Raw genomic sequence first — 12,165 nt, 5'->3', positions numbered from 1 at the left:
CATCGAACGGGTTTTCATCCAGCGGGACGAACGGCGAGTGTGACCGCAAGCGAGTGGCAGCGCGCGCTCGACGCGACCGGCGAGCTCGACCCGTCGGCCACCGAGCGCATCATCGACACGCACGGCGATCGAGGCGTGCGCGCCATCGAGGCCGTCGCCGAGCGGCGCGTCAAGCAGTACCTCGATTTCACCGTCGTCGTGGGCCACACCGACGAGTACGTCGTCGAGGGCGGCGGCTGCACCTGCAAGGACTCGGCGTACAATCTCGATGCCGGGAACGACGACGAGCGCTGCTGGCACGCCCTCGCCGCCGACATCGCCCGCCGCATCGGCGCGCTCGACCACCACGAGATGTGGTATTCGGAAGTGCGCGATTTTCTCTAGAACACCCACTTTTTTACTGCGGAGGGTCGCCTACGGCGACCCCCGCTTGCAAAAACCTGGACTAAAAATTCCCGCTCACTCAACTCGTGGTTCGAGAGAGCTACGCTCTCTCGTCATCACGAAAGACGCTTCGCGTCTTTCGAACGACTCCGCTCGTTCGCTCACGGTGAACCGCGCTCGTTTCACTCGCGCGGATGCCGCACTTTCCGCACCTGCCTCCGCACCGACCGCAGAAGCCCTCACTCGCGTTGCTCGTTCGCCCTTCATCCGCCAGGAACCGCACCCGCACGGCGGCCGCACCGCCACCGCGACTGCACCGCAGCCGTCACAGCAGCGCTACCCGAACATGATGTCGTGGCGGTCCTGCGGCTCGGTCGCTTCGAGGTGCTGGCTCAGCCCTTCGTAGTAGTTCCGCACCTCGGCGGCGAACGCTTCGAGCGGTTCGGTGTCGATGTCGACGTCGTAGACCGTGCGTACGCTCTCGATGAGCCGGAGCGCGGCCTCGATGTCCGGTCCCTGACTGTGGACCGGCGTCGTGAGAATTCCTGTTGCGAGGTCGCTTTCCATTCCGCGTTGCATCAGGCTCGCGTTCACGCCGTCGAGGAAACCCTCGGTCATCGGCGGGAGCTCCGTGCCCGAAAGCCGGCGCTCCTGGTAGTCTTCGGAACCGACGTAGAACACCCGGTGGCCGTCCGGTCCGTGCGGAATCGGAATCCCCGAGAGGACTGTGACCTCCGAGACGTCGTTTTCGGCCGTCCAGTCGAGCAGCGCCGTGCTGAACGCCTCGGCGGCGAACGGTGGGATGAACAGGTCGCCCACCAAAACGGTGATATCGAGATCGTCGCGCGAAAAAAAGCGCGTGTGGTGGCGCGGCGTGCCGTTCTCGAAGGGCGTGATCGTCGGCAGTTGGTCGACGGTGACGTGCCCGCGCTCGTCGAGGTCGAGGTGGTCGACGATGTAGTCGGCGGCCGTGAGACCGGCGAGACCGAATGTCGAGAAGCCGGCGATGAGCGTTTCGGCGGCCGGCTCGGTCTCCTGTCTGACATGAAACGACGGCCCGTCCGCTACTGGCTGCTGTGACATAGCTTCTCTTCGCCCGGATGTGGCTTAACCGTTCGTGTCTCCTCGGGCGCTTCCGGAACACGAATGACGGTCCCGCTCACAGAGGTCGGCATGCGTGCGGACCCGCGCCTCGTGCTGGCCGACCGCATCTACTACGGCTGGGTCGTCGTCATCGCCTGCCTGCTGGCCTCGATCGCCGTCTTCGGCACCTCCTACGCCTTCGGCGTCTTCTATGACGCGTTCATCGCCACCTTCGCCGTCTCGCGCACGGTTTTGGCGGTCGTCTTCGGTCTCCAGACCGCGCTCCTCTACGTCACCGGCGTCGCCGCCGGCCAGTTCGTCGAGCGCTACGGACAGCGCTTCACGGCCGCGATTTCCGGTCTCTTTCTCACTATCGGTGTGCTCTGGACCGCCTTCGCCCGGAGCTATCTCGAACTCGTCGTTTCCTTCGGCGTCGTCGCCGCCATCGGCATGGGTGGGCTGTACGTCATCGGCTACGCCTCGGTGCCGCTCTGGTTCGATCGCCGGCGCGGCGCGGCCACCGGCATCGCCTCGGCCGGTCTCGGCATCGGTCTCGTCACCGTCCCCCCAACTGCCGACGCGCTCATCACGACCGTCGGCTGGCGCGGAGCCATGCTCGCCATCGCGGTCGTCGTTTTCGTCCTCTCGGCGCTCGTCACGTTGCTGTTCGCCGACGACCCGGCCGCCGTCAACATCGAAGGGCGCGTCGCGGCCGACTCGGCACCGACTCCCGACGGCGGGAACGTCGCACACGTCCGCTCGGTCGTCCTCTCGCGACGCTTCCTGTTGGTCTTCGTCGGCTGGGTGCTCGTGTTTGCGCCGCTGTACGTGCTGCTCGGCCACGCGGTGCTCTACGCCGACGACGCCGGCTTTGGCCGCTCGGTCGGCGTGTTCGCGGTCACGGCTATCGGCATTGCGACGACGGTCGCACGGCTCGGCGTCGCGGGCCTCTCCGACTGGGCCGGCCGGACACGCACGTTCGTCGTCTGTGGGGCCGTGATGGCGCTTTCCTCCATCGGTATCGCGCTCGCGCCCTCTTCCGTGACGTTCCTCGCCTGCGTCGCCGTCTTCGGCGTCGGCTACGGTGGCTGTGGCGGACTGCTCGGCGCGCTGGTCGCCGACCTGTTCGGCAACACGGACCTCAACACGCTCTTTGCGGCGATGTCGCTCTCGCTCGGCGTCGCCGGCATCGCCGCCCCGCCGCTCGCTGGTCTCGTCTTCGAGTCGGTCGGCGGCTACCCGCTCGCGTTTCTGGGATTCGGCGGCGGCGGTCTCCTCGGGGCCGGCTGTATCGCCCTCGCCGTCCGCATCGGCTGAAACGGCATTTCGGCCGCCGATCCCTACGCTCGCCACGCCTTGGCTTGCAACTGCAGGCGAGTACCGTTTACTCCGAGCGGGTCGGTGTTCAGTATGTCCCGGTTCTGTTCTCGAATCACGACCGTACGAGGCGCTTCGATGGGACGATGGCGACGCTGACCGACCCACTGACACTCACGATGGGCGGGTACTTCCTCGCGACGCTGCTCATCGCGTGGTGGGCCGGTCGCGATGCTGGCTCCGGCTACGTCGAGTTCACGCTCGCCGGCCGCGACCTCGGTCTCGGCGTCTACATGATGACCTATTTCGCCACTTTCGCCGGCGGCGGTCTCACGATGGGTGTCGCCCAGCGGGCGTTCACCGCCGGCATCAGCGCCCAGTGGTACGCGATGGCCGAAGGTCTCGCGTGGATGTCCATCACCGTCATCGTCGGCTTTCTCTATGCCTTCGACGTGGTGAGCGTCCCCGAACTGCTGGGTCGGGCCTTCGGCGACTACACCAAGTATTTCGCCGCGATCTTCACCGTCGTCGGACAGGTCGCACTGACGACCGGCCAGACCATCGGGATGGCCTCGATCATCGCCACCGTCACCGACATCCCGCTCGACGTCGCCTTCTGGGCGAGTGTTGCCGTCTTCATCGCCATCACCCTCTATGGGGGAATGAACTCCGTCGCGTGGGCCGACACCCTGCACGGGGTGCTCATCATCGTCGGGATGTTCGTAGCGATCCCCATCGCGGTCTCCAACGCCGGCGGCGTTGGTGCCATCGCGACGGGCGTGCCGTCGGGCCACACCAACTGGTTCGGCGTCGGACTGGTCCAGATCGGCTCGTGGTATCTGATGTACCTCACCGTTGCCGGTGCCCAACAGCAGATGCTCCAGCGGACGTGGTCGGCCCGCAGCAAGCGCGTGGCGATGGCCGGTACCTTCCTCGCGGGCGCGGTGATCACCGGATATGGAATTCTGACCGCCACCGCGGGGATGATCGCCACCGCTCAGGGCGCACAGATCGAGTCCTCGATGGCCTTTGCGTGGACGCTCACCAACACGCTACCGCCGGTCGTCGCCGGCCTGCTGCTCGCGGCGGCGGTCGGGTCGGTGATGAGTGGGGCGGATTCGTTCCTGCTCGCCGGCGCGACAACGTTCGTCAACGACCTCTACATCCCGCTCCGCGGCGGCCGGGAGGACTTTTCCGAAGCGCATCTCGTCGCCGTGACGCGCGCGACCATCCTCGCGTTCGGCCTGATCGCGGCCGTCATCGCCTTCAGCGGTATCGACATCATCGCCATCAACACGCTCGGCATGGGGATCATGTCGGTGCTGTTCGCTGGGATCATCAGCATGCTCTGGGACGGAACCACACGGGAGGCGGGACTTCCTGGGTTCGTCGTCGGTGGGGTTGTTTTCGTCGTCTGGGCGTTCGTGCTCGGTGAACCGGCGCTGTTCGGCGAGGGAACTCTCGAATCGGCGGTGCCGGCGACCGCGGCCGCGCTCGTAACGATTCTCGGGTTGAGCTATCTCGGCTACGGCGAGACGTTCGACCTCGATACCGTCCGACACGTCGGCTCCTCGGCCGACGGCGAACGAACGGAGCGCGTCAGCTACGGCAACGACTGACGTTTCTCGTCCGAAACGAGACGTTCGGATTCGCTTTCGAAACCGAACTCACACGGCGTTCGATGTCGGCTTCGTTAGCGAAAACGCACGTAAACCCGGCGTCCTTTCTTCCTTCATGTCCGTTCAACAGAGCCTCGTCGAGTCAGGGAAGTTCCTCGCCGAGATGGTCTGGATAACGTGGTGGCCGATCGTGCTCGGGTTCACGATTTCGGGCGCGATACAGGCGTTCGTCAGCCAGCAGCGCATGAGCGACACCCTCGGCGGCGATAGCTGGCGCGAGGTGGGTCTCGCCTCGGGCTTTGGCTTCGTCTCGTCGAGCTGTTCGTTCGGGGCCGTGTCGACCGCGAAATCCCTGTTCAAGAAGGGAGCCTCGGCGGCGACGTCGCTCGCGGCCTACGAGTTCGCCAGCACGAACCTCGTCATCGAGATCGGCATCGTCATCTGGATCGTGCTCAGCCCGGCGTTCATGGTCGCCGATTTCGTCGGCGGCGCGCTGCTCATCGTCCTGCTCGCGGGCGCGTTCAAGTATCTCGTCCCCGAGGGCTGGATCGAGGACGCCCGCGAGCACGTCCGCAGCCTCGATGACGACGAGGACGGGGCGGACGACTGGGTGGAAAACCACTCGTGGCGCGAGAAACTGCTTACCGGACGCGGCTGGCGGAGAGCTTCGGAGAACGCCATCGGCGAGTGGGGGATGCTCTGGACGGAACTCGTCGCGGGTTTCGTCATCGCGAGCCTCATCAAGGGATTCGTCCCGGAATCGGCGTGGCAGCAGTTCTTCTCGGTGTTTCCGGAGGGAACTGTGGGCTGGGTCGTCTTCGGCGTCGTCGCCGGGACGGTCATCGGCGTGCTCACGTTCGTCTGTTCGGTTTCGAACGTGCCGTTCGCGCTCGTGCTCTGGCAGGGCGGCATCCCGTTCGGTGGCGTTCTGTCCTACATCTTCGCCGACCTCATCGTCCCGCATATCGTCGACATGTACCGGAAGTTCTACGGCTGGCGGATGGCCGCGACGATGTTCGTCCTCTTCTTCGTCGCGGCGGCCGTCGCCGGGGCGGTCATCCACGCCGTGTGGGCCGGTGCCGGACTGATTCCCGCGCGCGGCGGTCGGCGGGACCAAACCCGGCGGCTACACCACGATACTGAACGTCGTCTTCAGCGTCGTGTTCCTCGCACAGGTGTATCTCACCTTCTTCGAGGGCGGCGGGAGCATCGACGTCGTTCCGGGTGCCGACTGACGTTCACCCGGCGTGGCGCACGATGTAGACGTCGTAGTCGGGGTCCTCGGCGACGGGTGTGCCGACGCTTTCCGGGGGAGCGGTGACGCGGCCGGCGTTCTCGCTGCCGACGAAGACGACCGAGGCTCCCACCTCGTGGGCGACCTGCCGTATCGTCCGGCTGATGTCGGTCTCGGTCGAGGCGAGCGAACTCGTCCCCTCAACTGTCTCGACGCGCACCTCGCTCTCGGGTGCGACGTCCTCGATGTCGGCCGCCAGTTCCTCGCCGACGCGCTTGGGGTCGAACGACTCCGCCGAGCCGATCCAGCCGCGCTCGCGGGCGAACGATGCGTCGTCCGGAACGACGACGAGCGCGAGCACGCCCTCGTCGAGTGCCGCCCCGAACTCGCGGGCACGGTCGAGCGCCGTCGCGGCGAGCGCCGAGCCGTCGAACGGAACCAGCAACATGGGAGTCCAGACGACCGCGCGAACGATAAGGGTTGAGGGTCGTTCTCACACCCCCATCGAGAACAGCTATAGGGTTCTCGGTCCCGTTCACCGACCGATGAGGACGATACTGGTCACCGGGGCCACGGGAACCGTCGGTCGCCACGTCGTGACGAGCCTCGCCGAGGAAGACGTCGCGGTGCGGGCGGGCGTGCGGGACGTGGCGCGCGCCCGCGAGCGTTAGTGCGACGGGCAGCCAGCCGCCCGTGCGGAACGGTTTTTCGTCCACAGCGGCTATCGTGGGCGTGATCTGCGTTCTCTCGGATACCCACGGCACGGACGGCCATCGCCTCGACGGCCATCTCCTCGACGCCGTCCGTGAAGCCAACCTCGTCCTCCACGCTGGCGATTTCACGACCGAGCGGGTTCTCGACGCCTTCGAGACCGAAGTTACCGCTCTCCGCGCCGTCCACGGCAACAACGCCACGCCGGCCGTCCGCGAGCGCCTACCCGGAGAGTGCGTCGTCGACCACGAGGACGTAACGATTGCGCTCACTCACGGCGACGATCGTGACGAAACCGGATTGGCCATGCTCGGTCGACAGGAGGGTGCGAATCTCGTGATCTCCGGGCATTCACACCGGCCCGGCGTTACCGACACGGGCGACCTCACCCTCCTGAACCCCGGTAGTCACGCCGACCCGCGGTGGTATCGGCCCGCCTACGCGGAACTCGTGATCGAGGACGGTCGTCTCGAGGGGCGACTCCGCGAACCGACCGGTGAGACCTTCGAGGAGTTCGGGGTGGGGTTGTGAGTCGCCCGAAACGGATTTAGGCGGCGGTCGGCTACTCCGGCCATGCCATTCGGTCTCGACCCGGTGTTGCTCGCGCTGCTGGCGGTCATCCTGCTGCTCTTTTTCGGTTTCTATCTCCTCATCCGCCGCACCGCGACGGCCTTCCGCGAGGGAACCGAGCGCGGCCGGCGCTAGTCCATCGCCCGCTCGACGCTCTCGATTGCTCCCTCGACGTCCTCGTCGTCGATGTCCCAGTGAGTGCATAGACGAACGGTGTGCTCGCCGAACGCCGACGCGCGCACGCCCTCGCCGGCGATGCGTTCGACGAACCTCTCGGCCGGCCCTCGCGTCTCGACGAGGACGATGTTCGTGTCGGGTGACTGGGAGCTGAGACCGTCGATGGCGTCGAGTCCCGCCGCGAGCGCGCGGGCGTTCTCGTGGTCCTCGGCGAGGCGCTCGACGTTTCCGAGCGCCTCGATTCCGGGCGCGGCGATGACGCCCGCTTGGCGCATTCCGCCACCGAAGAGCTTCCGATTCCGACGTGCGCGGGCGATGAATCCCTCCTCACCGGCGAGCATCGATCCAACCGGTGCGCCGAGGCCCTTCGAGAGACAGAACATGACCGAATCGACGTTTTCGAGCAGGCGCGGGGCGGGCGTGTCGAGCGCGACGCTCGCGTTGAACAGGCGTGCGCCGTCGACGTGCGTGGGGATGTCGTGGTCGGCGGCGGCCGCGGCGGCCGCGTCGATCTCCTCGGCCGTGATGGCGACGCCACCCTTCTGGTTGTGCGTGTTTTCGAGCGCCAGTAGTTCAGTACCGGGGCGGTGGTCACTGCGCTCGACGAGCTCCCCGTGGATGGTTTCGGGGTCGATGACGCCGCGTGCGCCGCCATCGACGGACCGCACCTGCAGCCCCGAGAGCTGGGCGAGCCCGCCGACTTCCCAGTTGTAGATGTGGCTCGTGCGCTCACAGAGCAGTTCGTCGCCGCGGTCGGTGTGGGTGCGCGCGGCGATCTGATTGCCCATCGTCCCCGTCGGAACGTAGAGGGCGGCGTCCATGCCGACGGCTTCGGCGGCGCGTCGCTCCAACTCGTTGACCGTGGGGTCCTCGCCGTAGACGTCGTCGCCCACCTCGGCCGTGCGTGCCGCCTCGCCCATTGCGTCGTCCGGGCGCGTGACCGTATCGCTTCGGAGGTCTATCACGGTCTCCGTACCGTTCCGGTAGTGAAATATCCCGCGCCCGCACCGTGTCTCCGGTGGCGCACGTGTGAGGAGCAACCGTCGACAGCAGGCAGCATCTACATACCGTCGAGTAGTGTACTCCCTCTTGATGGTGGAATTAGCCACCGGACTCCCCGCCGAGTCGCTCTCCGCGAGCGAGGTCGAACGCCTCCGCAAGCGCCCCCGAGTGCAAAGCGTCATCGAACTTCCGAGCGGCCCCGAACACCGCCAGCACGTCACGAGCACCGCGACCGTTCTCGTCGGGCGCACGGTCGTCTACCTCACGCTCGATTCCGAGCACGACCGCTGGACACAGCGCGTGCTGGCGCACGATGCCGACAAACGAGACCTGCTCGAAGCGACGCTCGATCAACTGGAAAACGGGTTCGGTTCGTCGTCGGACGGGTAGGCGACCGCCGGTTTCTGCGTCCGTGCGGTCGGCGTGCTGTGGCGTTCGCGCTACGTGCTGATGTAGGCGTAACCGTCGTTTTGGAGTCGGGTGAGTTCGCCGACGCCCGACGAGACGACCTCGACGCCATCCACGAGGTCGGACTCTTCGAGGTCGAACATGGCGAGCGTGTTCGAACACGCCTTGACCGAGACGCCGCTCTCGACGAGCGAGCGCACGCGGTCACTCTGGTCGCCGTCCGTCGTCACCGGGTCGATACCCTCGGCCTGTGCGAGGATCGCGACGTCCTCCATGTCGATGGTGTCGTCCTTCGTGAGATTTTCTGCGAGCGTGAGGGTGAGTTCTTGGTCGTCACTGTCGCCGTCCACGAGGTGAAACACCGTCTTGTTGTCGTCGAGCATCGCTCGCCGTAGGCTCGCCACCCGTTAGTGCCTGTCGTCCGGGACAGTGCTTACCGCGTTCAGTTCCCGGAAACGTCCGCACACGCCTTCATCACGACCTTGCTCAGCGCGGGATGGGCGTGGATCAGGGTGTTCGCGAGGTCGTCGGCGCTCAGTCCGTAGCGCACGGCCGGGGTGACCTCGTGGATCAGCATCGAGGCCTCGTGGCCGATGACGTGACAGCCGAGGATCTCGTGACTGTCGGGGTCGGCGAGCACCTTCGCGAAGCCCCGGTCGAGTTTCAATGCCCGACTCATCGCCGTGTCGGTGAACGCGGCCCGGCCGACGACATACTCCCTCCCTGCCTCGTCGAGTGCCGCCTCGGTCTCGCCGACCGCGCCGATCTGCGGTTCGGCGAAGACCGCGTGGGGAAGGGCGGTGAAGTCGGCCTCCCGTTCGGCCCCGTGGACGACGTTGTCGATCATGATCTCGCCCTCGTAGTCGCCCGAGTGCTTGAACATCCCGTTGTCGGCGATGTCGCCCATCGCCCGGATTCCCTCGACGTTCGTTCGCAACCGTGCGTCGGTCTCGATGAAACCCGCGTCGGTCGTCGCGACGCCCGTCGCATCGAGGTCGATGCCGTCCGTGTTGGGCCGGCGACCGAGCGCCACCAGCAGTTCGTCGCCCGTCACCTCGACGCTCTCACCGTCCTCGGACTCGGCGGTAACAGTAATTTCGCCGCCCGATTCCGTGACTTCCGCGGCGCGATAGCCCGTATAGACGTCGTGGCGCTCTTCGGCGATGTCGGTGAACGCCGCCGCCACGTCGTCGTCCTCGCGGGGTACAAGGGAATTTTCCATCTCGATGAGCGCCACGTCGGTTCCGAAGGCATCGAAGTAGTAGCCGAGTTCGGCCGCGATGTAGCCGCCGCCGAGCACCACCAGCCTCTCTGGTGGTTCTTCGAGGCGGATGGCGTCGGTGCTGGTGAGGAACTCAACATCGTCGAGTCCGTCGATGGCTCCGGGGATCACCGGCGTGCTCCCGGCCGCGATGACGACCTCCTCGCCCGTGTGAGTCTCGCCGCTTTCTGTCTCGATGGTGTGGTCGTCGACGAACCGCGCCTCTTCCTGAAACAGTGTGAGGTTCACCTCCTCGCGTTTGTTCTCCTTTTTCGCGCTCGCGATGTCCGCGAGTTCGTCGTTGACGTCCCTGACGAACTCACCGAAGCGGATCTCGTCGATTGTCGCGTCGATACCGAACCCCTCCGCCTCTCGAATCCGATTGGCGACGGTCGCGTGCTGGATGAGCATCTTCGAGGGGTTACAGCCCCGGTTGAGGCAGAGTCCGCCGATCGGACCCCGCTCGACGAGTGCGGTCTCCAGTCCCTCCGCGGCCGCCGCCGAGGCGACCGTGTTGCCGGTGCCGCCGCCGAACACGATGAGGTCGAAGTCGGCCATTACAGGCTCGACAACGGCCTGAGCGGATAAATGCGTTCGCCGCGCCACGGGCGTTTGTGTGTCGGGCACCTATCACCGACGTGGCACAGGACGACATCGATTCGATAACCGGATTGCCCGACGAACTCGACGTCGGGGGCGACCTCGCACGGGCCGAACAGCGCGTTTCGATCCGCGTGGACGAACGACGGTACGGCAAGGCCGTGACCATCGTCGAGGGTCTCGACACCGATAGAGTCGACGTCTCGGACCTCGCCTCCGAACTGAAGCGCCATCTCGCCACCGGCGGTACCGTCGACGACGAGCGCATCGAACTCCAGGGCGACCATCGCGACCGCCTGCCCGAACTCCTCGCAGACCGCGGGTTCAGCCTCGCGGCGTAGCCACGAGTCTGCCACGGCAGGCCGAAGCTACAATTGACTCGCTACCCAAACGCGGGCATGGAACGCACCAACCCGGCGACCGGCGAGACGCTCGAACCGGTCGCAGACGACACCGACGAGGACATCGAGGCGGCGCTCGACGCCGCGAGCGATGCCTTCGCGGAGTGGCGCGAGGTGTCGATGGGCGAACGCCAGCGACTCATCGGCCGGGCGGCAGACGTGCTCCGCGAAAACAAGCAGGAGTACGCCGAGTTGATGACCCGCGAGATGGGCAAACCCATCGACGGGGCCGTCGCGGAGGTCGAAAAGTGCGCGTGGGCCTGTGAGTACTACGAGGAACGCGCCGACGAACACCTCCAGGACGAGCTAGTGGGAAGCGCCCCCGAGACGAAGACGTATGTCTCCCACGAGCCGCTCGGGCCGATTCTGGCCGTGATGCCGTGGAACTACCCGTTCTGGCAGGTCTTCCGGTTCATCGCACCCCACGTCACCGCCGGCAACGTCGGTCTCCTGAAACATGCTTCGAACGTTCCGGGGGTCGCGCAGGCCATCGAGGACGTCATGCTGGAGGCGGGCTATCCCGAAGATGTCTTCCAGTCGCTCATCATTCACTCCGACCCCGTCGAGGAGATCATCCGCGACCAGCGGGTGAAGGCCGTGACACTCACCGGCAGCGAGGGTGCGGGCCGGGCGGTCGCCGAGACGGCCGGCAGCGAGATCAAGAAATCAGTACTGGAACTCGGCGGCAACGACCCGTTCGTGGTGCTCGACGATGCGGACGTCGACACCGCCGCCGCCGTCGGCGCGAACGCACGGACGCTCAACTCCGGCCAGTCCTGTATCGCCTCGAAGCGCTTCATCGTCCACGAGGCGGTCTACGACGAGTTCGTCGAGAAATTCGTCGGGGAGATGGACGACCTGACCGTCGGCGACCCCGAAGACGAAGACACCGACGTCGGACCGCAGGCCCGCGAGGACCTCATGAAGGACCTTCACGATCAAGTCGAGCGCACGATCGAAGCTGGCGCGACCTGCGAACTCGGCGGCGAACCGCTCGACAGGGATGGCTTCTACTACCCACCGACGGTGCTCACCGACGTCCCACGCGACGCGGCCGCGGCCAACGAGGAGGTCTTCGGTCCCGCCGCTTCGATCTTCGAGGTCGGTAGCGAGGACGAGGCCATCACCCTCGCCAACGACATCGAGTACGGGCTTGGAGCCTCCGTGTGGACCGACGATCTGGAGCGTGGCGAGCGCGTCGCCCACGAGTTCGAGGCCGGGATGACCTACGTCAACCAGCTGGTAAAATCCGACCCGCGACTCCCCTTCGGCGGCGTCAAGGACTCTGGCTACGGCCGCGAACTCGCCCGGCGGGGCATCCGCGAGTTCGTCAACGAGAAGACCGTGTGGGTGCAGTCGGCCGCCGATCACTGACTCCCGAAAGGGTTTTTCGCGGAG

15 protein-coding genes are annotated in these 12,165 nt (G+C 66.2%); 10 read left to right on the top strand and 5 right to left on the bottom strand.

Features of this window, described 5'->3' with window-relative positions; all coding sequences use genetic code 11:
* Positions 1-39 precede the first annotated feature (39 nt).
* Positions 40-384, top strand: coding sequence for a hypothetical protein (locus tag ACP97_RS09855; protein ID WP_049997656.1), 345 nt, complete (start codon positions 40-42; stop codon positions 382-384).
* 336 nt (positions 385-720) lie between these two features.
* Here ACP97_RS09855 and ACP97_RS09850 read toward each other — a convergent pair whose 3' ends face one another.
* Complete coding sequence (locus tag ACP97_RS09850) at positions 721-1,467, bottom strand: proteasome assembly chaperone family protein (protein ID WP_049997655.1); 747 nt, start codon at positions 1,465-1,467, stop codon at positions 721-723.
* Positions 1,468-1,530: 63 nt separating this feature from the next.
* On the opposite strand from ACP97_RS09850, the gene ACP97_RS09845 reads away from it, so the two are divergent.
* The 3 genes from ACP97_RS09845 (at position 1,531) to ACP97_RS09835 (ending at position 5,724) form a co-directional block, all read left to right on the top strand.
* Positions 1,531-2,784, top strand: coding sequence for an MFS transporter (locus tag ACP97_RS09845; protein WP_202593595.1), 1,254 nt, complete (start codon positions 1,531-1,533; stop codon positions 2,782-2,784).
* Between the two features lie 146 nt (positions 2,785-2,930).
* Positions 2,931-4,403 (top strand): sodium:solute symporter family protein, encoded by a 1,473-nt coding sequence (locus ACP97_RS09840; RefSeq protein WP_049997654.1) that lies wholly within the window; start codon positions 2,931-2,933, stop codon positions 4,401-4,403.
* 115 nt (positions 4,404-4,518) lie between these two features.
* The gene (locus ACP97_RS09835; RefSeq protein ID WP_237561145.1) at positions 4,519-5,724 is read left to right on the top strand and encodes a permease; all 1,206 of its coding nucleotides are present in this window, start codon (positions 4,519-4,521) and stop codon (positions 5,722-5,724) included.
* Here the strand turns inward: ACP97_RS09835 and ACP97_RS09830 are convergent.
* Entirely contained in the window at positions 5,642-6,085 is a 444-nt protein-coding gene (locus ACP97_RS09830; protein ID WP_049997653.1) for a universal stress protein, read from the bottom strand. The two genes, ACP97_RS09835 and ACP97_RS09830, sit on opposite strands and share 83 nt — an antisense overlap.
* 97 nt (positions 6,086-6,182) lie before the next feature.
* Between ACP97_RS09830 and ACP97_RS19905 the strand changes: the two genes are divergently transcribed.
* From ACP97_RS19905 to ACP97_RS21045, 3 genes are all read left to right on the top strand, one after another.
* Complete coding sequence (locus ACP97_RS19905) at positions 6,183-6,308, top strand: NmrA family NAD(P)-binding protein (protein ID WP_154019991.1); 126 nt, start codon at positions 6,183-6,185, stop codon at positions 6,306-6,308.
* Between the two features lie 61 nt (positions 6,309-6,369).
* Entirely contained in the window at positions 6,370-6,879 is a 510-nt protein-coding gene (locus ACP97_RS09825) for a metallophosphoesterase (protein ID WP_049997652.1), read from the top strand.
* Between the two features lie 42 nt (positions 6,880-6,921).
* On the top strand, positions 6,922-7,053 hold the full coding sequence (locus tag ACP97_RS21045) for a DUF7859 family protein (RefSeq protein WP_272913446.1): 132 nt from the start codon (positions 6,922-6,924) through the stop codon (positions 7,051-7,053).
* On the opposite strand, the gene ACP97_RS09820 is transcribed toward ACP97_RS21045, so the two are convergent.
* Positions 7,050-8,060: a threonine aldolase family protein gene (locus tag ACP97_RS09820; protein ID WP_049997651.1), complete on the bottom strand. Its 1,011-nt coding sequence runs from the start codon at positions 8,058-8,060 to the stop codon at positions 7,050-7,052. The two genes, ACP97_RS21045 and ACP97_RS09820, sit on opposite strands and share 4 nt — an antisense overlap.
* A gap of 127 nt (positions 8,061-8,187) precedes the next feature.
* On the opposite strand from ACP97_RS09820, the gene ACP97_RS09815 reads away from it, so the two are divergent.
* Positions 8,188-8,487 carry a hypothetical protein gene (locus tag ACP97_RS09815; protein WP_049997650.1) on the top strand — a complete coding sequence of 100 codons (300 nt, stop codon included), beginning with the start codon at positions 8,188-8,190 and terminating at the stop codon, positions 8,485-8,487.
* Positions 8,488-8,537: 50 nt separating this feature from the next.
* On the opposite strand, the gene ACP97_RS09810 is transcribed toward ACP97_RS09815, so the two are convergent.
* A complete protein-coding gene (locus ACP97_RS09810; protein ID WP_049997649.1) occupies positions 8,538-8,888 on the bottom strand; it encodes a DsrE family protein in 351 nt (116 codons plus the stop codon).
* A 59-nt stretch (positions 8,889-8,947) separates the two neighbouring features.
* Positions 8,948-10,324, bottom strand: coding sequence for a dihydrolipoyl dehydrogenase family protein (locus ACP97_RS09805; RefSeq protein ID WP_049997648.1), 1,377 nt, complete (start codon positions 10,322-10,324; stop codon positions 8,948-8,950).
* An 80-nt stretch (positions 10,325-10,404) separates the two neighbouring features.
* Between ACP97_RS09805 and yciH the strand changes: the two genes are divergently transcribed.
* On the top strand, positions 10,405-10,707 hold the full coding sequence (gene yciH / locus ACP97_RS09800) for a stress response translation initiation inhibitor YciH (protein WP_049997647.1): 303 nt from the start codon (positions 10,405-10,407) through the stop codon (positions 10,705-10,707).
* A 57-nt stretch (positions 10,708-10,764) separates the two neighbouring features.
* The gene (locus tag ACP97_RS09795; protein WP_049997646.1) at positions 10,765-12,141 is read left to right on the top strand and encodes an NAD-dependent succinate-semialdehyde dehydrogenase; all 1,377 of its coding nucleotides are present in this window, start codon (positions 10,765-10,767) and stop codon (positions 12,139-12,141) included.
* Positions 12,142-12,165: the final 24 nt, after the last annotated feature.

This window comes from Halococcus sediminicola (assembly GCF_000755245.1).
GTDB classification, from domain to species: Archaea; Halobacteriota; Halobacteria; order Halobacteriales; family Halococcaceae; genus Halococcus; species Halococcus sediminicola.
Note: the sequence above shows the minus strand (reverse complement) of the source record. Positions and strands in the feature narration are given on the sequence as shown.